At 67.6% G+C, this 20,386-nt stretch carries 14 protein-coding genes; 7 read left to right on the top strand and 7 right to left on the bottom strand.

Features of this window, described 5'->3' with window-relative positions; all coding sequences use genetic code 11:
* Nucleotides 1–118: 118 nt before the first annotated feature.
* From ACIBEA_RS14035 to ACIBEA_RS14025, 3 genes are all read left to right on the top strand, one after another.
* Nucleotides 119–1,225 (top strand): helix-turn-helix domain-containing protein, encoded by a 1,107-nt coding sequence (locus tag ACIBEA_RS14035; RefSeq protein WP_384127601.1) that lies wholly within the window; start codon nucleotides 119–121, stop codon nucleotides 1,223–1,225.
* Entirely contained in the window at nucleotides 1,222–1,764 is a 543-nt protein-coding gene (locus ACIBEA_RS14030; protein ID WP_384127604.1) for a hypothetical protein, read from the top strand. Before ACIBEA_RS14035 ends, ACIBEA_RS14030 begins: the two co-directional genes overlap by 4 nt.
* Before the next feature lie 158 nt (nucleotides 1,765–1,922).
* A complete protein-coding gene (locus ACIBEA_RS14025) occupies nucleotides 1,923–2,657 on the top strand; it encodes a hypothetical protein (protein ID WP_399260446.1) in 735 nt (244 codons plus the stop codon).
* A 53-nt stretch (nucleotides 2,658–2,710) separates the two neighbouring features.
* Here ACIBEA_RS14025 and ACIBEA_RS14020 read toward each other — a convergent pair whose 3' ends face one another.
* From ACIBEA_RS14020 to ACIBEA_RS14000, 5 genes are all read right to left on the bottom strand, one after another.
* Nucleotides 2,711–3,982 carry a TIGR02679 family protein gene (locus ACIBEA_RS14020; protein ID WP_399260444.1) on the bottom strand — a complete coding sequence of 424 codons (1,272 nt, stop codon included), beginning with the start codon at nucleotides 3,980–3,982 and terminating at the stop codon, nucleotides 2,711–2,713.
* Entirely contained in the window at nucleotides 3,979–8,298 is a 4,320-nt protein-coding gene (locus tag ACIBEA_RS14015; protein ID WP_399260442.1) for a TIGR02680 family protein, read from the bottom strand. Before ACIBEA_RS14015 ends, ACIBEA_RS14020 begins: the two co-directional genes overlap by 4 nt.
* A complete protein-coding gene (locus ACIBEA_RS14010) occupies nucleotides 8,295–9,716 on the bottom strand; it encodes a DUF2398 family protein (protein WP_399260440.1) in 1,422 nt (473 codons plus the stop codon). Before ACIBEA_RS14010 ends, ACIBEA_RS14015 begins: the two co-directional genes overlap by 4 nt.
* Nucleotides 9,716–11,284 (bottom strand): TIGR02677 family protein, encoded by a 1,569-nt coding sequence (locus tag ACIBEA_RS14005; protein ID WP_399260438.1) that lies wholly within the window; start codon nucleotides 11,282–11,284, stop codon nucleotides 9,716–9,718. The genes ACIBEA_RS14010 and ACIBEA_RS14005 overlap by 1 nt, the downstream gene beginning before the upstream one ends.
* Before the next feature lie 268 nt (nucleotides 11,285–11,552).
* Complete coding sequence (locus ACIBEA_RS14000; RefSeq protein ID WP_399260436.1) at nucleotides 11,553–11,792, bottom strand: hypothetical protein; 240 nt, start codon at nucleotides 11,790–11,792, stop codon at nucleotides 11,553–11,555.
* A 986-nt stretch (nucleotides 11,793–12,778) separates the two neighbouring features.
* Between ACIBEA_RS14000 and ACIBEA_RS13995 the strand changes: the two genes are divergently transcribed.
* Nucleotides 12,779–13,018 (top strand): helix-turn-helix transcriptional regulator, encoded by a 240-nt coding sequence (locus ACIBEA_RS13995; protein WP_399260827.1) that lies wholly within the window; start codon nucleotides 12,779–12,781, stop codon nucleotides 13,016–13,018.
* 46 nt (nucleotides 13,019–13,064) lie between these two features.
* Nucleotides 13,065–14,312: a tyrosine-type recombinase/integrase gene (locus ACIBEA_RS13990; RefSeq protein ID WP_399260434.1), complete on the top strand. Its 1,248-nt coding sequence runs from the start codon at nucleotides 13,065–13,067 to the stop codon at nucleotides 14,310–14,312.
* Nucleotides 14,313–14,410: 98 nt separating this feature from the next.
* Here ACIBEA_RS13990 and ACIBEA_RS13985 read toward each other — a convergent pair whose 3' ends face one another.
* Nucleotides 14,411–14,623 (bottom strand): hypothetical protein, encoded by a 213-nt coding sequence (locus tag ACIBEA_RS13985; protein WP_399260432.1) that lies wholly within the window; start codon nucleotides 14,621–14,623, stop codon nucleotides 14,411–14,413.
* A gap of 70 nt (nucleotides 14,624–14,693) precedes the next feature.
* Between ACIBEA_RS13985 and ACIBEA_RS13980 the strand changes: the two genes are divergently transcribed.
* Entirely contained in the window at nucleotides 14,694–17,675 is a 2,982-nt protein-coding gene (locus ACIBEA_RS13980) for an NACHT domain-containing protein (RefSeq protein WP_399260430.1), read from the top strand.
* 287 nt (nucleotides 17,676–17,962) lie between these two features.
* On the opposite strand, the gene ACIBEA_RS13975 is transcribed toward ACIBEA_RS13980, so the two are convergent.
* Nucleotides 17,963–19,057 carry a magnesium and cobalt transport protein CorA gene (locus ACIBEA_RS13975; RefSeq protein ID WP_399260428.1) on the bottom strand — a complete coding sequence of 365 codons (1,095 nt, stop codon included), beginning with the start codon at nucleotides 19,055–19,057 and terminating at the stop codon, nucleotides 17,963–17,965.
* A 155-nt stretch (nucleotides 19,058–19,212) separates the two neighbouring features.
* Between ACIBEA_RS13975 and ACIBEA_RS13970 the strand changes: the two genes are divergently transcribed.
* A complete protein-coding gene (locus ACIBEA_RS13970) occupies nucleotides 19,213–20,358 on the top strand; it encodes a winged helix DNA-binding domain-containing protein (protein ID WP_399260426.1) in 1,146 nt (381 codons plus the stop codon).
* Nucleotides 20,359–20,386: the final 28 nt, after the last annotated feature.

Raw genomic sequence — 20,386 nt, 5'->3', positions numbered from 1 at the left:
ATCCGTCCACGATCCCCGCCCGGCATCGCACGCCGTTCCGGCGGGATCGGGCGCCGACCTGCGCACCAGCCCTCGACTCGCCTTGTGGACGGTGCAGGCATCGGGCTACTGTCCACCGGTGTCCAGCATCTCCAATCGCGTCCAAAGCCTGATGGAGCAGTCAGGCTTGAGCCTCCACGACTTCGCCGAGCAGGTCGATCTCGACGCCGCGCAACTCGCCGAATCACTGAGCGGCGCGAGCGAGTTCTCCGTCGTCGACCTCGCGTACATTGCCGAGGAGTGCGACGTCTCCTTGGACTGGCTGCTCACCGGGGCCGAACCCCCGCTGGCCGTGGCGGCAAGGACGACCACCGGCGAGGCCGGCGAGGCCCTCAAAGCGGCCCGGGATTACACCGCCCGGCGCACGGACCTGGTCACGCTAGGCTACCCACAGCCCTGGCGACCTGTCACCGCGACAGCACATGTCACCAGCAGTTACACGGCCCAGGGACAAGCGCTGGCACAAGCAGCCCTCAAGGAAATAGCGCGCCAAGGCCATGCGGTTACCGCCGACAACCTGGCGGAGCTGATCGAGGAGACCTTCGGCGCCGATGTAGCCGTCGTCCAGCTCGGTGACGGCTTCGACGGCCTCACCGCCACGACGCAGGACGCCAAGCTCATCGTCCTGGCCACCACCTCCAATCCGGCACGTCAGCGCTTCACCCTCGCCCACGAACTCGGACACCTCCTCGCCGACGACAACCAGGACGTCCACCTCGACCGGGACCTCTTCGCACCCGCTCAGAGGCGCGATCCCAGCGAGCAGCGCGCCAACGCCTTCGCCTCCGCCCTCCTGATGCCCGAGGACACCCTGCGCGAAGCCATCAAAGCCGCCGGCCTTACCCGCGAAAGCTACGCAGCCCTTTCCTGCGACCTCATGGTCAGCCCCGAAACCCTCGCGTATCGCCTCGAGCAACTCCGATTGATCGACGCCGGCACACGCGACCACTACAAGCGGATGACAGCCGGCGAAGCCGCACGCGTCGTCGGCCGTAGTGAACAGTTCGAACAGCGCGCCACCCTCTCGCAACAGCCCCGGCTGCCCGGGCTGCTCGTACGCGACACACGCTCCGCCTACGAGGCTGGCAAGGCGACACTGCGCCCCTACGCCACACTGCTCGGCGTCGACGTGGACGAGCTCAGGACCGAGCTCAACCCGGACCAGGAAGACGACGGTGTCGCATGAGCGAGTACCCGTTCCTGTTCCCCGACAACACCGTCCTGTGCAACTTCGCCGCGGTCGAACGCCTTGACCTCCTGAGCAAGGTCCTCGACGGGCGGGGCAGATGGACCGAGGCTGTGGCGAGGGAGGCCCGCAGGTCCGCACGGCTGCTGCCCGCCTTGCAGGATCTCAGCTGGCAGGGCTGGCTGGGGGACCCGATCCCAATCGGGAACCGCGAGGACACAGACCGAATCCTCAGCATCCGCACCGCCGTGTTCGGCGGCGCGGCCAATCGCCCTTCGCAGCACCTCGGCGAGGCCCAGACCTGCCATATCATCAAGAACTGGGCCGAGTTCGCCGAGTCCTGCTGGATATCCGATGACCGCGAATCCCTGGACTACGCCCGCAGGGAGGACATCCACACCGCAGAGACCCGTGATGTGGTGAAGTGGGCTGTCAAGGCTGGCTTGATCACGGCCCAGGACGGCTTCGGCCTCATGCAACGGATGCGGGACGAGGGCCGCCACCCCCGGATGCCCCAGTCTGCCGCCGCACTGGCATAGACCCGGCAACCGTAGGAGACCGCGGGGAGGCCGCGCGGCGGCCCGGTCGGCCGTTGAGATGACCACACCCTGACGCTGGCCCCAGGGCGGTATCTACCCGGGGCCACCCATGTCAGGCTGTACACAGTCCCGGGCCATAATGAGTCATGCTTCGGGACATGCACGACACCGAGGAGACAGCTGTGGACCAGTCCGCCCGCGAGGAGCAGCTGCGCGCGGAGGCTGAACGAAATGGGGTTTCCCCAGCCGCGATCCAGCACGCGGTGGAGGTGATCGCTGCCGTCCAGAGGCGCGACAGGGATGACTATCGCGCAAATTTCGGCGGCGAACTCACCCTGGACCAGTGGTTCGAAGGGTACGGCACGGAGGGGTTCAACCAGCTGCTCACGTACGCGGCAGGCAAGGCTGGCCTCGGCGACGGCGGACCAGGGGTCCTGCGGCGTGTGCTGACGGCGGCCGCGCTCGCAGAACAGGACCCCACCGCGGAGAGCCCAGCGCACCGGCTTGGCTTCGCCGCTCGGCCAGTAGGACCAGACGGCTTCGTGGGTTACACAGACGTCGGCGTATCCCGGGCGGCCGAGCCGGACCCCGCAGGGCAGAAGTCTGAGGGGGACGCCGACGACTCTGGCCCGATGATCCTCTTCGGCGAACATCCCGAACACGGATGGATTGCCGACGGTCTGTACGACGACTCCATTGTGGCGATCCTTGAACAGGCCGGCTTCTGCTACGACTCCGTACTGGCCACCCACCGCATCCCGGCCGCCGTTGACCCGTGGGTGGTCCTGCGCAGAGTTGCCCGAGGTCTGCAGCAGCACGATGTGGGCTTCCTGATCCTCGACGCCAAATCGGCCGAGGAGGCAGCAGGGCCTCCGTCGAGTTCCGACCTGTAGCCCGCGTGTGTCAACCGCCCCCTGTCTTCAGCTACCCCGAGCTGCGGAGTTGCTCAGTGGATTTCCTCCGAGATGCTAGGGGACCAATCGGCCAGGAGCGTGTCGGTGACTGCTTCCTCGTAGACGGCACGGTTCTCCCTTTCCATGACCTCGGCGAGCTCTTGGTCCCAGGGGGTGCCTTGAGGCTTGCCTCCGAGCTGGACGTGATCGCTGTCGGAGCGAACCCCGCTGAGGTAGTCCGCTGCGCTCATTCGCCAGGGCTTGGCCTGGTAACGGGTGCGGAGCTGATTCGTCATTTCGATACCGGGCCAGTCGAAGTCTCCGTGGTAGTGCAGGGTGCCACCGGCGTCGGTGATCAGGCGAGCGAGCCGATGGAAGGCGGTGGAAGGGCGGCCCTCGGCACAGATCAGCGGCGGACTGCTCTTGCCGAGTTCGCCGGCGGCGCGGCGGAGGACGGCCGGGTTCTCGCAGATGTACACCGTCGGCAGGTTTATGGCAATGGGCAGGGTGATGAGCTGGTGGAGGGTGATGTGGAAGGGGGTGCCGTAGAGGGCGGCGTCGGTGAGCCACTGGCCCAGTCCTTGGCCGGTCGCGGGGAGGTTGAGGACGAGGACGCGGCTGGCGAGGTCATCGACGATGACGTCGAAGGTGTCCCACAGCTCCCGACGGGCCTCAGCTCCTGATTCGAGTGGGATTCCGCGTGCTGTGGCAAGCGCTCGCAGGACCAGGGTGGGGAGAGCGCCTCGGCCGGGGTTGAGGGCCTTGGTGTCTCCAGTGGTGGCGTCGGCCAAGGCAGGCAGCATGACCGGAGGCGAGTCGCTGGGCCTGCTGTGGAGGTACTCCAGTACGTGGATGGCCTGGCTGAGGATGTGGGCGTCATTCTTGTTGATCAGCCCGGTGATCGTGCCGTCGTATGCGAGACCGACCAGCCATTCCCGGTACCAGGAGTGGGCGGCGTGCAGTGGGCTGGTCTCGGCCTCAGCACGGAGTTCCTGCCGGGCCTGATCGAGCGTGGTCCTCTCATCAGCGCGGAAGCGCAGTTCGGGGCCGATCCGTTCCAGGACACTGCGGAGCGACCCGCCCGTGACGTTGCGTACGCTCTCCTCCAATGCCGCGAGGGGGATGGTGAGACGGCGGACATCAGCCGAGCGGTAGGCGCCGGTGATGCCGACGACGACGTTGCGTTCGGCCGTGGTCGGGTTGGTCAGGCCGATGGAGCCTGTGATCTCGCCGCCGTTGCGTTCGAGCGAGCGCCGGGCAGCGGCCAGGAGGCGTCGGAACTCGGGGCCGCGGTAGCGCTCGTATGCCTCTGCTGACGTGGTCATTCTGATTCCTCGGCGTCTTCGTTCGCCGACTCCTCGTCGGAGAGGTCGGCGAGCAGCCCTGCCTGCGCAGGGACGTGGCGGCGGGGGGCGAAGCCGAGGAGTTCAGCGGCCAGGTCGTTGGATCCGGGGTATTCAAGGTCATCGAGGATCTGTTCGCCGTCCCAGACGAGCAGCATGGCGGAGACGGTGTGGGATGCCTCGTCGTGCTTCATGTCGTAGTGCGAGATCTGCGGCACGCCGGGGTAGGTGATCCAGAGGTCATGGCCGGTCATGAAGAGGTCGAGGTCGAACTTGGCGGTAAGGGTAAGAAGATCCGGACGGTACTCCTCGTCGATGCCGGCGAATGCCTCGTCCAGGGCGATCAGCCGCGGGCAGGTGTGGTACGCGGAGCTGTACTGGGCGTGGGCGGCTGCGAAGAGCGGCAGGTGGATGGAGGCGGACTTCTCACCGCCGGACATCACGCTGTGCTTGGCCTTGGTGAGGAGTTCCCCCTTCCTCCTTTCCTCTTCACTTCCGCCCGGCCGGAACAGGCGCAGCTCGAACTTGCGCCAGGCGCGGTAGTCCAGAACCTCTGTGATCACTTGTTGGTAAGTCTTCTTCGCGTCGGCAGCGGCTTTGGCTCGGATCTGGTTGCGCAGGTGGGATCGCAGTTCGGCCAGGCCGACGGGGCCGAGACCGGAGGCATCTTTGTCGAGAAGCCTGTTGACGGTCTGCTGGGAGTCGGTGAGCGCGTCGGAGACGACCCAGTTGATGCCCACCGTGGTACCGGAGGACATCGGCCTGGATCGCGTGTCGGCGTCCATGCTCTTGACCAGGTCGCGGGCGGCGATGGTGCGGTCGTGGATCTGCTGGGCCAGCCCGGTCAGGAGTCCGTCTTCCAGGACGGTGCGTTCCTTGTCTTCCAGCAGCACGCTCTGATCGGCGAGCTGTTCGGCCAGGCGTCGAGCGAAGTCCGCTACCGGTGCCGGTCCTTCGCTGTCGGTGACTCGGGCCAGGATGATGTCGCCGACCGGCTCCCACTCAAAGAGGTAGCCCTGATCGGATTCCACCAGGGCCGTCTCCAGCGTGGTGATGGCGCTGGAGATCTTTGTCGTGACGGTCTTCAGGAGGCTCGCGGTGATCGCGCGACCGCGGGTCGCCTCGTCGAGCGCGCCGATCAGGGAGGCGACGGATTTGGGGACGACGGTTCGGGCGGCCTCTGTGCCCGTGAGGGTGGTATCGGGCGAAGTGAGGCTGTTCATGAGTGCCTGGACTGCCTGTTCGGGACTCGGCCACATGTCGTGCGGCAGCCAAGCGGTGTCCGCGGTTGCGTCGAGCAGGCCCAGTAGGTCGGGCCGGGCGTACGGCTCAAGGGTGAGCGTGGTGCGCACCTGCTCGGATACGGCCGTGGCCAGTGCTGTACGGCCGAACTCCAGGGCATGGGCGGCTTTCAGAAGGCGGTCCCGCTGTTCTTCGGCGTCCTTCTTCGCACGGTCGAAGGTCTTGCGTGCATCGGCGAGCTGCTCCTGGGATTCCGCGATCTGCTGCAGGATCTTCTGCAGGGGTGCTTCGAGCGTCGCCTCCTGGGTGCGCAGGCGTTCGTCCTGAACCGAGAAATCGTCCTTGCGTGCTTGCAGCGCTTCGGCCTGGTCCGTGCAGGACTCGGTCTGGGCTTCGATGATCTCCTTGCGGCTGGAGATGTCGCGCTCGGCTGCATCGGCCTGCTGACGGCAGGTGGAGAGCGCCGTGCCGGCGTCGGCGAAGTCGTCGATGGTCTGGGCAACATTGTCCAGTTCTTCACGCCGGGTGGGCAGACGAGCGGCCGTGGCGGCATGCCGAAGCTGCCGGTTCTTCTCATGGGCCCGGGCGATCGCTCCGTCGAGTCGCTTGCGTGCTTCGGTAAGGCGGCGGCGGGCTCCGGCGACCTTCTCCGCCATCACTGCCACTTCGCCTACCGCTTCGGTGATCGCCTGGGTGCGGGGGAGCTCACGCCTGGCGCGGTCGAAGTCGTCAAAGGCTTCTTCCGCGTACCGCTGCTGTTCCCCGATGCCGGCGAGCTGAGCCTCCAGGGCGGCGATGGATTCGTCGAGGCGGCACAGCCGTTCGCGCCGGCGGGCGGCCCGTGCGGTGGCCCCGATGTACTCCGGCCGGGCCTTGGGATGCGCACCGGCCTGGATGCCGAGGCGGAAGTGTGAACCCATGGTTACCGAGGGAGCAGACAGCGCCTCGTCCGCTGCCGGTGCGTCGTCGGTTACGGCGATGGATGCCAGGACAGCCTGGATGGCAGCGGAGCTGACGTGCTTCTGGTCTTCGACGACCAGTACATCGGCCAGGGTGCGGCCGGTGGGCCGCTGTGCGGGAGGCAGCGGGCGGAGGAAGGCGTCGGCGACCTTGTCGTGCAGTGCCTGGTCGGTGAGCGCGGGGTCGGGGTGCAGCCAGGCGGTGAGCAGGCCGGCCGCGTACAGTGCGCCCTCCACTGCGGCTGCTTGGTCGTCGGGGACGTGATCAGCGAACCGCACGAGTTGCCACAGCGGAGCGCCGGGCCGCTCGTCGCGGCTGGCCGGGCGCAGGTCACTGGGCGGCGGCGCGTCATCACCCTCCGCCGCGACGGTGTTGCGCTCGTCCCGCCTGGCTCGCAGAGTGTCCGCGGTGTCGCCGTGCTGCCGCCTCACGGTCTGGACGCGGGTCAGGGCGCCGGTGCGGCGCTGGTCGGTGAGGGAACGGAAGACCTCCGGTAGCGGGGCCGCCTCGGCTTCCCCCACGGCGCCGATGGCCGCGCGCAGCACTTCACCGTCCGCGGAGAGCAAGACGGCGGTGTCGTCGCTGCCGCTCCAGCGGCCGACGAACGCGTCCAGCTCCTGGCAGGCCGTGGCGCGGGCGAGGTCGAGCTTCTTTGCTGCTGCGGCGGACTGCCGCTCGGCCTCGCTCAGTTCACCGTTCGCCGTGTCACAGTGCTCCTGCTCGCGCTCCTGGTCCTTCGCGGCGGCGTCGGACGCGGTGAGGTGGGCGCGCACGTCCTTCAGTTCGCTGCGACGGGCGGCGACCCGACCGGCGACCTGCGAATCCAGCTCAGCGCCGAGATCCAGCGCGTCGTCGTCGTGCAGGATGCCACAGCGGCGTGCCGTGTCCATGAGGCGGTGGGTGTGCCGGGAGGCCGCCTTGCGCAGGTCATCGTGCCGCTGGAGGGCGCGTTCCGCCTCCTGCTTGAGTGTGGCCAAGTTCTCCTGGGCCCGGTTGAGGTGGCGTTCACCGTCGGCGATGCCCGTGCGCTCGGTGCGTACGCGCTCGCGCAGTTCCTTGAGCCCGTCCTGCTTCTTGATGGCGTCGTGGTTCTGGTACTCGGCCAGGCGAGCGCCGATCTCGTTGCACAGGCGTTCGGCGGCATCCCGCTCCTGCTGTGAGGCAGTCAGCTGCCGCTCGGCGGTGCGGTGGCCGCCTGCCGCTTCCAGGACCGTCTCGCACTGGGCGGCCGTGTCCTGGATGCGCCCGGTGACGTGGTCGACACGGTCACGGGCATGGGCGCGCAGGTAACTGGTGTATTCACGCAGGAAGTCCCGGACCGCGGCATCGGCCCCCGTGAGGGCGTTGAGGAGCGCTTGGATCTCGGCGAGGTTCTCGAAGTCGCGGGCGGCCTGCAGGACCAGGCCATCGTCGACAGGACGCAGTCCGGCGGTGAGGGTGTCGGACACCTTGACCGGGTCGAGGTCCTTGGCCAGCAGTGGGCGCCGCAGCTGGAGCAGCAGGTTGACCAGCTGGTTGTAGCGCTCGCGGCCCAGCCCGAACAGCCGGTCGTCGACAGCCTCGCGATACGCCTCCGCTGTAGCGTAGGTGGCTCCTTCGCCCAGCAGCGTCTTGAGGGCGTTCTCCCGCAGCGGGCGTGAGGCGGCGTCCAGCAGGCCGAAGTCAATGCCGACTCGGCCGTCGGTGACGAAGAAGAAGCGGGCAGGCGTGGACATGGGCTTGGTCACCCGCATGCCGAGCCCCACGGTTACGGCTTCGAGGACCTCGCCGTCGGGTCCGGTACGGGCGAACTCCATCCATACATATCCGTATGCGGACTCCTGCCCCTTGTAGAGGAGGTTTGACTTCATGGTCCGCTCCTCGCCGCTGAACGGATCAAGGCGTCGAGCGTCGAGGACACCGTCCAGGACCAACGGGAACAGAACCTCAAGGGCCTTGGTCTTGCCGGAACCGTTGTGTCCTCGAAGGACCAAGCGGCCGTCGGCGAAGACGAACTCCTCGTCGGTGTAGTCCCACAGGCCGATGACCCCGGCGCGCGTGGGCTTGAAGCGAACCTCCGACTGGTCAGCGGTGCGGGAGTGGGGGATGAGAGTCATCGAGAGGTTTCCTCAAGGGGGAAGTCGAGAGCGAACTGACCGTCATGCGCGGGGCGGGGCAGGACGGCGGTGATGTTGCGGTAGCGGCCGGCTGCAGGCCGTACCAGGACCCCGCCGGGCACGATGTGGACAAGGCGAAGGTCCGCCAGGAGCGCGACCGCCTCTGCGAGCAGCCCGCCGGGATCGGCCTGCCACTTGTTGGTGAAGGAGGAAGGGCCGAACTCTTCATAGAGTTCGGTGATCATCTGCTCCAGGGCGCTGTGTTCCACAAAAGGCAGGCTCGCCTGCCTCTCCTGCTCCGGGGCGGCCGGATCGGTGTCGTCCGTGTCGTGGCCAGCGTCCGTGTGGGGGCCGTGGGCCAGGGCTTCGAGCGTGCCGGCCTGGGGGAGGGCCATGTCGATGCGGCTCAGCAGGTCGGCGTGTTCCTCCCCCGGGTCGGGCGGCAGCAGGTACCGCAGGCTGCTTGCCCGGTCCGGGTCTTCCCGCAGGTCCGCGACCTTCGCGAGGATCAGCCCGGCGGTGCGGTTGACCGCTCCGCCGCGGCCGGGGAACCGCTTGTCGGTGAAGTGCCCTGAGGTGTCGACGAGCATGACCCCCTCAGCCCGGCGCTCGACGGGCAGCCCGGTCAGCCGTGCGAGGTCCTCGGCCAGGGTGGGCTGGCGCAGCGCTGCCGCTGTCTCCGCGTCGGTGTCGCCGAAGTAGACCACCGGGTACTCGATCAGCAGTCGACGGGCCCGTTGGGCAGCGATGCGCCGACGGGGGTCCCGGCCGGTTCCGGCGGCCGGTGTGTCCAGCAGCCCAGCGGCGCTGACGAGGTGCTGCAGAGGTTTGTTCGGCCGGAACAGCGCTGCGCAGGTGTTGTGGTCGATGTCGAACAGTGCGTCCCCGCGGTCGTGGTCACGGGCCCAGTCCTCCATCGAGCCATCGGAGATCCGCAGCGCACCTCGGTCGATAAGCCAGTCCATCACGTCCACGACCGCGTCCTTGTGGCCCGGTGCGGTCGCATCGAAGCCCAGGTGCTCGATCGTGTTGGCGGACGGTGCGAGGAGCTTGACGAGATCGGCGAGGTTGATCTCGACCCGTGACCGCTGCAGGCACGCCAGGATCAGACAGAGGTAGGCCAGTCGCCGCCGGTCGAACGGTCTCTTGCTCTTCACTGTGAGGAACGCCTGGCTGTCATCGAAGGCATCCAGCCGCCGTAGCAGCCGTGCGTGACGGGCACTGGTCTGCAAGGAGTAGCCGAACAGGTTCCGGAAATCCTTGGCCAGCTCGTCGGCCCACTGCAGCACCAGCCCCAGAGCCTTGGCCCGCGGGTAGTTCTCGGTGACGAAACCGTGCAGCAGCATGAGCCGGGCTGCTTGCTGGTACGAGCCCAGGTCAGCAGTCTCCACGGAGGCGGCTACGCGATGGGCGGCCATCAGGACGTCTCCGTTCGACGGCGGCGCATCGCACCATGAGGCTTGATCTCCAAGGCGAAGCCGGGCAGGTGCAACGTGCCGGTCTCGGTCCGAAGCCGGCTGCCACGCTCGTCCGGCACCAGGCGCAGCGCCAGGACGTCGCTGCTGCCAGTACCCGAACGCAGCCGGCCCGCGACGACCGTCCGGGCCTGAAGGGCACGGGTCAGCAGCTTGAGCACGGCACGGGTCTCCGCCGCGTTCAGCACCCGATCATGGGCCCCAAGGTCCAGGAGATCCGTGGCCGCCTCCCGGTCCGCAGCCCGATCCGCCAGCTGCTGCTCGCGCAGGCGGGCATGAGCGCCACGAAGGGTACGGACCGGCTGCGGGCCGCCCGGTGCCGGCCGCTTGCCATGCCGGAACAGGCTGATGCTGACCTCCACCCCGGGGGCATCCCACCACGTCGCCCGCGGAGAGATCTGGTCATCATCGTCATGCGCACCCGACAGATGCCGTACCGAGCGCAGGTCGAAGGCAGCCGACACCAGGGCGTTCGCTGCCTGCTCATCCGGCGCACCCGCCGCCCAGGCGGCGAGATGCCGCAACTGGGTAGTCCGGCTCACCCCACCTCGACGCGACTCCGTCACCTGCCGCAGCAGAGCAATGACTCCCGAGATGGCCGAACGAGTCGCCCCCTGCAACTGAGCGGCCCTGGTTTCCCCAGTGCCTTCGGCCAAGAACCACTGGCGCAACCCCATCCAGCGCCGACGCCAATCCTCAAGCCGCGCGGCCGGCCGCATCATCGGCCGCTCATCCACCGCAGCGGCCCGCTCCAGCAGGGTCTCCACCCCACTGTCTTCCACCTCGTACACAGCCTCCGCCAGCCGGGGCGCGTAACGCTCCAGCTCCGCCGTGAACTCACTCATGTGCGCCAGCAGCGCGTGCTTGTAGCGCAGGAACGTCTCCGGAGAGACATCCGTCGTACGCGCCACGTCGTTCAGCGTCAGATAGAAGCGCGCCGCTCTCTGCGTCATGTCTTCCAGCACGCTGTCGAGACGGGCGAGCTTGCGATACACCTCGTCCCGGTCCCCCTCCCGGTTCGCTGTCGCCAGAGCCTTGAAGTCAGCCAGGATGTCGGCGAAGACCAGCCGCGACAGGTTCGCGTCCTGCACCCGGGAGCCGATGACCTCTTCCACCGCGCAATAGACGCGGTACCCGATCTCCGTGAACTGGTAGACCGACTGCCGATTCCGGTACGCGGCCAGATTGCCGCACCGCAACGGGTCCTCCACCCGGTAGAGGACCTGTTCGGTGTCCGAGGAGAGGTTGTCGAGCATGGCCCGCAGGTTCAAGTCCGCGGCGGACGGCACCTCGTCGTGCGCTGTCGCGAGCTCCTTCAGCGCGTTCGCCACGTCGTCGGGGTGCACCTGTGGCTGGTGTACGGCCCGCAGCACGTTCATGGCCCGCAGCACCCACAGATACGCCACAGGCTCATCGCGCTGAGTGAAGTTGAACAGGCGTAGACGGTCGCTCACCGTTAATGAATCAAGATCAAATGACTCGGCGACCCCTGAGCCATCGCGCTGGAACACCAATACCGCCCCTCGCTTCGCTGTAGATTGCGCATACCCTGACAGAGGCCACTGACAATCGACTTGGCGCATCGATTTGTTTCGGGAGGCAGTTAAGCCGCCAGAGCGGTTCACAGTCGAGCAGGTGCAAGCCATCCTCGACGAGCTCGACCAGCCATGGCGGGCGATGGTGCTGCTCGCCTTCTATGCCGGGCTCCGGCGGGGACAATATGCGGACCTGCAGGAACATCGCATCGACTGGCGCCACGGCCGCCTGTTCGTCGGAGCGTCAGCCGATTCGTTGCTCCGCTGCTGCATGCCAGGCGTCGGCGATGGAGCGCACGGAGGGCAGCCGCTTCTCCGGCTCCGTTGCGGTCGCCTTCGCGATGACAGCCAACTGGGCGGGGGTTCCGCGCCACTGGCTCTCCTCGTCGCCGGCATCGAGAAGGAGGCGTAGCGCCCGGCCGAGGTTGAACACGGTGGTCCTGATGTCGATGAGCGAGCCCCGGACGAACTCCTCGGGCGCCATATAGCGGGTGGAGCCGGGCTGGTCCGCCCACCTTCAGGTTTAGGCCCCGGCACAGCCTGTAGCCCCTCAGGCCCAGTTTCGAGGCTGGCCGACGTCCGCGTCGTTCTCCACCTGACCGCCTCGGCTGTTTCGGAGCACCGGGTCCGCCAGGCGCGCATCCTGACAGGCCACCGATTAGGGCGCCAACGGCGTAGCGGTCATCGGCAGGCAATTCTCCTGGCCCAGTTCGCTGGTGGCAGACGGCTACAGGGCCCAACGAGTGGAGATCGCACCGTAACGCATGTCAACGTACTGACCTGACTTAAAGCCGCAGGTCAGGCGATATCTGCATCCTGGATGTGTGCGGGTCTTCCGGCTGTTCTGACGGGGAGTTTCATGGCGCGACACAAGATCAAGGTCACCGGAATGCACGAGGACGGAACGGTGTGCCCGCTGGCGCACGAGCACACGAGAGGGGGAACCCCGCTGACCGCAGGGTGCGCTGGCCGGGTTCGGTACCTGGCTAGCTGCGACTGCGGGGAGTGGAGCGGGCGGTCGTCCACCAAGTCGTACGCGGCTGAGATCGGTAAGAGGCATCGCAGCGCGCAGGCCTGACCTGCCGGTCACGGCGGTTTCCGAGTAGGGGTGGTTCGGCGGGGCCGGCGAGCAATCGGTGGTGCAGTGCTGCTATCACCCGATCCGTGAATTCGGAAATCCCAGATTCTCAGGATCATTAGATCTGTTCGCAGCGGCTGTGCTTGGCGGTGGAGCTGTGCGGATGGAAGCTCGGCAGCCAAGTGGCATAGAAGTAATGGTTGTTGGGCCGCAGTCACGACCGAGACGTTGCCCGGAGGCCGTAAGGCCAGGAAGCCCTTTCGCGGGGCCTCTCCGGCGGTTTTCCGCCCTTTGACTCGTTACCGAAGGAGTTCTCCTTGCTGAGCCCCACCAAACCAACCCAGGTTTCGGCACCCCGCCGTGCAACCGCCGTAAACCGCGCGTTTCTCGGTGTGCCGGAAGCGGCTGCCTACCTCGGCCTGTCGCCGCACACGCTGTACGTCTGGCGTCACCGCCGTCATGGCCCGCCGAGCTTCCGTATGGGGGCCCGCGGACGTGTGACGTACCGGATCGACGCCCTCGACGCCTGGATACACGAGCAGGAACAGGCGGACTCCCGCTCGAATCCTGCCCTGAACCCTGTGAGCGCTGCGCCCAAGAGGCGCTGTGCCAGCTACTCGGCAACCGCCTGAGACCTCCGGGTCGGCGGCCTGAGATCCCCTAACTGTAAGGAAGTACTTGGCCGGCTACATCGAAGATCGTTGGATCAATAAGAAGAAGGACCCCGTCACCGGAAAGCGGGAGCGATCCGCCCGCTACGGGAAAGGCACCCGGTACCGAGTCGCCAGAATCCCGGGCGTCCGGGACATGTCCTTCGACACCCTCGATGACGCGAAGGCGTGGCTCCGCCGGGCCGGTACCGACAGCGAGCGGGGCGAGTTCGTCGACCCGCGTGACGGCTCCATCACCGTTGCCGACTACGTCACCCGCTACTGGAAGGTGGGCGTGCGGGGTGCGCCGGGCACGATCAAGCGGGTCGACGAGCGCGTGCGCCTCCACATCCTCCCGCACCTCGGCTCAGTGGCTCTGAGGGACGTCTCTGCGACCGTCCTGCGCGGCTACATCGCCACGCTCGAAGGTGAGTGCGCACCCCGCTACGCCCGCCAGATCCTCACGTCCCTGTCGAACATCTTCGAGACAGCGATCGACGACAAGCGCCTCGTCCGTAATCCGATGCGCGCCAAGTCGGTGCGCTGGCCCAAGGTGCCGGAGGACCAGCGGGAGGCCTGGGCACTGGAGACCGCGCAGCGTGTGCGAGACCTCATCAACCCGCGCTACCGGGTCGCGGTCGTGGTCGCCCTCGGATGTGGGCTACGCCAGGGGGAAGTCTTCGGCCTCTCACCACAGGACGTCGACTTCGAGCGTGCTGTCATCCGCGTGCGACGCCAGGTTCAACTCCTCAGCGGCCGCTTGTACTTCACGCTACCCAAGGGCGGGAAGACACGCATAGTCGACATGCCGCCGTCTGTCGCGGCAGAGCTGGCCGCCCATTTCCTACAGCACCCGGCTGTTGAGGTCGAGCTGCCCTGGGGCGGTCCGGAGCCCGAGCGGGAGAAGCAGGCCTTCCCGCTCATCCTGACCACGACGTACGGCAACGCGATCCGGGCCAACATCTTCAACGACGAAGTGTGGAAGCCGGCCCTCTCGAAGGCAGGCGTCATTCCCCTTCGGGAGAAGGGGAAGCGCTGGAAGGCATCTCGCAAGGATGGCTTCCACGTCCTCCGGCACACCTACGCCTCGATCATTCTCGAAGCCGGCGAATCCGTGGTGACCCTCGCTCGGTGGCTTGGGCACTCCAGCCCGACCATCACCCTCGACCACTACGCCCACTTCATGCCCGAAGCTGGTGGCAAGGGACGAGCGGCCGTCGATGCGCTGCTTGGCGTGGCTCCCCAGTACGTCCCAGAGAACCTCACCACGGCATGAGAAACGGGTGGCACAGTGCATCCTGTGCCACCCGTTTCGTCATGCCTTAGGTACGCCCGGCGTGTAGGTCTCGTGGGTCGTCGCCTTGGCGGACTCGGCTACCTCAGCACGCTGATCCCCACGGCGAGTACGGCCGTGATCAGGGTGAGCGTGCTGCCGAAGGCGACGCCGGCCCGCAGCAAGGCGGTCGGCGTGGAAGCGCCGTCTATGCGGGTCAGCAGGCCAGCACCGACGGCGGCCAACAGCGCCAGAAGGACGGCGGCAAGCAGAGCGAGGGTCAGCAGCATCGCGGTGGTCGGCGACAGGGGCATGAGATCTTTCCTTCCGTGGCGGGCGTTCGGTGGAAGGAAGATGCGGGGATCGGCGTTCAGCGGCATTCGGGTGAACGAAGATGAACGAGTCGATACCGAGAAGCCGGGACTGGCCGAGGGGGAGCACCGGGGTATGCGGGACGGGCTGGAGGAACTGAAGTCGCAGTTGCGACAGTTGCGGGCCGAGCGCCGGTTGTCGATGTCGGGGCTGGAGTTGCGGGCGGGGTTAGGGCACACGACCGTCAGCAAGGCGCTGAACGGCCCTACCGTGCCCAGTGAGGCCACCGTCGCAGCGCTGGCGCAGGCGTTGGGCGCGGAGGCCGGCCCGCTGCTCAAACTGCGTCGCCAAGCGCTACCTGCTGTCCTGGCTCCGCCCCGACAGCAGGCCCCCAAGAACAGCCTCGACGGGGACGTGGACGCGCGGTTCGAAGAGCGGTACAGGCGGTATGTGGAGCAGCGGCACGGGCAGCTGTCCGTCATCGGGCTCGATCTCTCCCGCCCGGAGAGGGCGTCGTGGCCGCTGGACGCCTCTTACCTGAGCCTCGAATTCGCCACGTCGACGCGGGCCGTCGGCCAGGGCGGGAGTGCCGGTTTCAGTGCTGACTCGGGATTGGCCTCGTCAGTGGGCTCCGGGGCGCAGATGGAGACCGAGCGGGCTGAGCAGGCGTTGGCCGGCCTCCGTCGAGTTCTGGTGCGAGGGATGGCGGGGGGAGGTAAGAGCACCCTGCTGCAGTGGCTCGCCCTCGCGACTGCCCGGGAGGACCTGCCCGTCGAACTGGCGAACTTGAAGGGGCTTGTGCCGTTCATGCTGCCGCTGCGGACGCTGGTGCGCGGCGGTGATCTGCCCGGGCCCCAGGAGTACCTGAGGGCGGTCGGCTGCCCGCTGCACGCAGCTCAGCCGCAGGGCTGGACCGACCGAGTCTTGGATGACGGGCGGGCCCTGCTGCTGATCGACGGCCTCGACGAGATTCCGCAGACCCAGCGAGCTCAGGCCCAGCAGTGGCTCCGTGAGCTGTTGGCCGCCTTTCCGCGCGCGACCTACGTGGTGACCACTCGGCCATCCGCAGTCCCGGAGGGGTGGCTGGCAGGGCACGGATTCACCGAACTGACCGTCCGGCCGATGAGCGCCCGTGACGTGGCGGTGTTCGTCACCCGCTGGCACACAGCCGCGCGCGCCAGTGCGGACCCCGGGCAGGAATTTGAGCACCTGGCCGCTCTGGAAGAGGCGCTGAAGGACACTGTGCGCTCCCAGCGGGACCTCGCCCGCCTTGCCACTACTCCACTGCTCTGTGCCCTGGTCTGCGCGCTGAACCGTGACCGGCGGGGCCACCTCCCTCACGGTCGTATGGAGCTCTACGAAGCGGCCCTGTCGCTGCTGCTGGTCCGCCGTGACCGGGAACGCGACATCGACGCCCCCGAGAACCTCGTAGTCACCGAGCACCAGAACATCCAGCTCCTGCAACGTCTGGCCTACTGGCTCGTCCGCAACGGCCAGACCGAACTGGACCGAGAAACGGCACTCGCGCTCATTGACGACGCTCTGCCTGCCATGCCGAACCTTGCCCAGCAAGGCGACGCGGCCGACGTGCTCGCACATCTGCTCGCCCGCTCTGGTCTCCTGCGCACCCCTGCGGCCGAGACGATCGACTTCGTCCACCGGACCTTCCAGGACTTCCTTGGAGCCAAAGCCGCCATCGAAGCTCGCGACATCCCGCTCCTGGTACGCAACGCTCACGACGACCAGTGGGAAGACGTCGTGCGCATGGCCGTCGCCCATGCCCGTCCCAACGAACGCACGACCCTTCTGCGCCGCCTCATCGCCCGCGGTGACCGCACTCAGAAGCACCGCACCCGCCTGCATCTACTTGCGACAGCCTGCCTCGAGTACGCCACGGAACTCGACCCTGAAATACGCCAGGAAGTCGAGCAACGCGCCAAGGCCCTTGTCCCCCCACGCAGCGAGGAGGAGGCCAGGACCCTCGCCGCGGTTGGCCCCGTCATCCTCGACGTCCTCCCCGGCCCCGAGGGCCTCGAAGAAGACGAAGCGCGAGCGGTTGTGGAGACCGCCGAACTCATCGGTGGCGATGCTGCCCTGACGCTGCTCAAGAAATTCCGCACGAGCTATCCGGCATGGTGGGCCCTGTCCAATGCTTGGAAGAGCTTCGACGCCCACGACTATGCCCACGAAGTCCTCGCGCACATGACCCACCTCGAGGCTGTCACTATCCGCTCACGGGAGGAGCTGGCGGAGCTGCACCATCTGCCGTCGCTCGACCATGTCGCCTTCATCGGGGATTTCTCCGGTGCCGAGATGACAACCCCCTGGGCGCCGGCGGACGTCCGAGTGCTGAACATTGACAGGAACCCGACCCTTCGGGAACTGGACTTCCTACACCCGTACACCGGACTGAAACGGATCGCTTTCTTCCAGTGCCCGAATGTCGCGGGCCTGAAGCCCCTGGCCGAGCTGTCTGTCGACGTAATCGAGCTCCATGGCTGCGGGGCGGCCCGGCTCGAAGACCTGAAGGATCTGACCGGACTCCGTGAACTCGGCCTCAGCATGGAATTGCCAAACCACGATCTCGGTGCACTGCCCACCGGCGCAGACCTCACGCGTCTGACGCTTGGACCGAATGCCTGTGCACAGCTCACTCTGAGCGGCATCACAAGCTGGCCCAATCTCAACCGGCTGGACCTATCCGGCCCCGTCGAGGGATTGCCGCAAGCGATGGTCGAGCTGCCTGAGCTCCGCGACCTCATTCTGGTGAACAACGCCGGCTTGTTCATGCTCGAACAGATCCCGACTTGCCCTCAGATCACCGAGCTGTATCTGGGTCAGTGGAGAAGCGGCGACGACCTTGCCCTTGTTCGCGCTAAGTTCCCCGGGCTTCAAGACATCACCATCTGGGCCTACCTCGGCTGCCGGCGCGTAGACCTCACTCCGCTCCGCGGTATGCCCGACCTCAGGATTCGGATTCTCCACGCCCTCGAAGTCGTCGGGGCGGAGCACTTCCCGCCCGAAAGCGTCATCCGCACTCCTCGTCCGCGGTGAGCTTGGTCGACCACCCCCTGCCCTCGAGGCCCTGCTGTATCGCCGCCCACGCCGATGGCGTCGTCGCCGGAGCAGCCACCGGGCGCGATGGGGTTTACTCTCGGTGATGTTCCCCGAGGGTGGGGTGCTTGGGGTCGGGCTGCATCAGACGTGCGGAACGGCAGGTGAGGGTGAAGTGGCTTGCTCCCCAGCGGAGTGGATTCCCCCCAGATTCCCCCCAGGCCCTCGGAAGTGGCCATTTGGGTCGTTCGCGAATGCGAAATTGATCAACGGAGTAGGGCCGCTGGCTACAGCCAGTCGCGCTTCTTGAAGATGACGTAGAGGCTGACGCAGACCACTGCCATCAGCAGGATCGCGAAGGGGTAGCCGCCTGCCCACTTCAGTTCCGGCATGTCCTCGAAGTTCATGCCGTAGATCGTTCCCACCAACGTGGGTGCAAACAGGATGGCGGCCCAGGAGGAGATCTTCTTGATTTCCTCGTTCTGTTCGAAGCCGGCTTCGGCCAGGGCTCGCATTTCGGCGTTCTGTTGTTGGGAGACCAGGGTGGCGTTGACCGTGAGGATTTCGGTCAGGGCCTGGCGGAAGCCGTCGACGCGTTCGCTGGTGTGGGTCACGTGGTCCGCCACGTCGCGGAGGTAGCGCTGGAGTTCCTCGTCCGTGCCGTACTTCGCGAAGCCCGCCATCAGGCTGTGGAGCATGCCGACCAGGGGACGGGTGGCGCGTTGGAACTCGACCATTTCGCGGGAGAGTTCGTAGATGCGGCGGGAGACCTCGGGGTCGCCGCGGAAGACCTCGGTCTCGATCTCGTCCATGTCGTTCTGGACGCCCTCGACGACCGGGGCGTAGCCGTCGACGACGACGTCGAGGATGGCGTAGAGGGCTGCTTCCGGGCCGAGGGCCAGGAGTTCCGGGGTCTCCTCCATCCGGCGGCGGACCGCGGGGAGGTCCGGGGCGGCGCCGTGGCGGACGGTGATCAGGAAGTCGGGGCCGACGAAGATGTGCAGCTCGGCGAAGTCGACCTCCTCCAGGGCGTCCATGTAGCGGGCCGCGCGCAGCACGACGAAGAGGGTGTCGCCGTAGCGCTCCAGCTTGGGGCGCTGGTGGGCCTCCAGGGCGTCCTCGATGGAGAGCGGATGCAGGTTGAACTCCGCTGCGAGGGAGTGGAGTTCGCTCTCCGTCGGGCGATGCAGGCCGATCCAGGCCATGCCGCCGGGCTGTTCGCGCAGGCGGCGGAAGGTCTCGGCGAGGCTGGAGGGGGAGGCGATCCTGCGGCCGCCGTGGTAGACGGCGGAGTCGACCACGCTCCGGTGGCCCGGGTCCGTGGGGGTGGGCTCGGGTGGGCGCGGGGGCGTGGGGCGGCGGCGGTCCGGGCGCTCCGGCATCGGGGTCCCGCTTCCGTGAGGGGTGGAAGGTGTGCGTGCGCGTGCGTGAAGGATATGCGGAATATGCCGGGTATCGGTGTGTAAACGGGGTGGGTGGGGCGGTGGGTCTTCGCTTGCGGACAGGAGCTGTCCGCAAGGCGGGCTAGCGTGGGGCCATGGCCTCCACGACACCGCTCACGGCGGACCGCGTGCCCGTGCTCGACGCCCGCGCGCTCAACCGTGCCACCCTCGCCCGCCAGCTGCTCCTCGACCGCGCCGAGCGATCCGCGCAGGACGCGGTGACGCACCTCCTCGGGCTCCAGGCGCAGAACGTGAAGCCGCCGTACTACCAGCTCCACGCGCGCCTCCTCGGCTTCCGCCCCGCGGAGTTGGCCGGGCTGATGGAGTCGCGCCAGGTGGTCCGCATGGTGACGATGCGGTCCACGATCCACACGCACACCGCGGCGGACGCCCTCGCCCTGCGCCCCTTGGTGCAGCCCGCCCGGGACCGGGAGATCGGGAACTTCCGCAAGGGGCTCGTCGGGGTCGACCTGGAGCGCCTCGCCCGCATCGCGCGCGCGTACGTCGAGAGCGCGCCGCGCACGATGGGGGAGATCCGTACGGAGCTGCTCACCGAGTGGCCGGACGCCGACCCCGCGTCGCTCGCGGTCGCCGCGCGCTGCAAGCTGCCCCTGGTCCAGGTCACGCCGCGCGGGGTGTGGGGGCGCAGCGGGCAGGTCCGGCTCACCACGCTGGAGAACTGGCTCGGTCGTCCCGCGGACGACGTATCCCCGCCGCCCGTGGAGGAGGTGGTGCTCCGCTATCTCGGTGCCTTCGGGCCCGCGTCGGTGAAGGACATGCAGATCTGGGCCGGGCTCACCCGGCTGCGCGGGGCCTTCGAGCGGCTGCGACCCGAGCTCCTCGTCTTCCGCGACGAGAACGGCGTCGAACTCTTCGACCTGCCGGACGCGCCCCGCCCCGATGCCGGTACGCCGGCCCCGCCGCGCTTCCTGCCCGAGTTCGACAACCTCCTCCTCTCGCACGCCGATCGATCCCGCGTGATTCCCGCCGCCTTCAAGGGGCGTACCTGGAAGGGGAACCAGGCGCACTGCACCCTGCTCGTCGACGGGTTCCTCGCCGGCGTGTGGAAGGCGACGGGGGAGGGCCTGACCGTCGAGCTCTTCGACGAGGTCACCCCGGCGCAGCGGCGCGCGATCGTCGAAGAAGGGGAGTCGCTGCTCCAGTGGATGGCGCGGGAGGGACAGGAGGGGCAAAAGGACGCGGGGGCGGACGGTGTGCGTTTCGGGACGCTCACCGGGTGACACCCGCCGACCCGGGTGGTCCGTGCCA

It is taken from the genome of Streptomyces sp. NPDC051555 (genome assembly GCF_044454405.1).
Taxonomy (GTDB): domain Bacteria; phylum Actinomycetota; class Actinomycetes; order Streptomycetales; family Streptomycetaceae; genus Streptomyces.
The sequence above is the reverse complement of the archived record's forward strand: the minus strand, read 5'-3'. Positions and strand labels throughout refer to the sequence as shown.

Coding starts and splice junctions, on each gene's coding strand:
- ACIBEA_RS14000 (WP_399260436.1), bottom strand. CDS start 11,792: ATGGCGCCCGAGGAGTTCGTCCGGGGCTCGCTCATCGACATCAGGACC.
- ACIBEA_RS14030 (WP_384127604.1), top strand. CDS start 1,222: ATGAGCGAGTACCCGTTCCTGTTCCCCGACAACACCGTCCTGTGCAAC.
- ACIBEA_RS14020 (WP_399260444.1), bottom strand. CDS start 3,982: ATGACCACGTCAGCAGAGGCATACGAGCGCTACCGCGGCCCCGAGTTC.
- ACIBEA_RS14025 (WP_399260446.1), top strand. CDS start 1,923: ATGCACGACACCGAGGAGACAGCTGTGGACCAGTCCGCCCGCGAGGAG.
- ACIBEA_RS14010 (WP_399260440.1), bottom strand. CDS start 9,716: ATGGCCGCCCATCGCGTAGCCGCCTCCGTGGAGACTGCTGACCTGGGC.
- ACIBEA_RS13975 (WP_399260428.1), bottom strand. CDS start 19,057: ATGCCGGAGCGCCCGGACCGCCGCCGCCCCACGCCCCCGCGCCCACCC.
- ACIBEA_RS13985 (WP_399260432.1), bottom strand. CDS start 14,623: ATGCCCCTGTCGCCGACCACCGCGATGCTGCTGACCCTCGCTCTGCTT.
- ACIBEA_RS14015 (WP_399260442.1), bottom strand. CDS start 8,298: ATGACTCTCATCCCCCACTCCCGCACCGCTGACCAGTCGGAGGTTCGC.
- ACIBEA_RS13970 (WP_399260426.1), top strand. CDS start 19,213: ATGGCCTCCACGACACCGCTCACGGCGGACCGCGTGCCCGTGCTCGAC.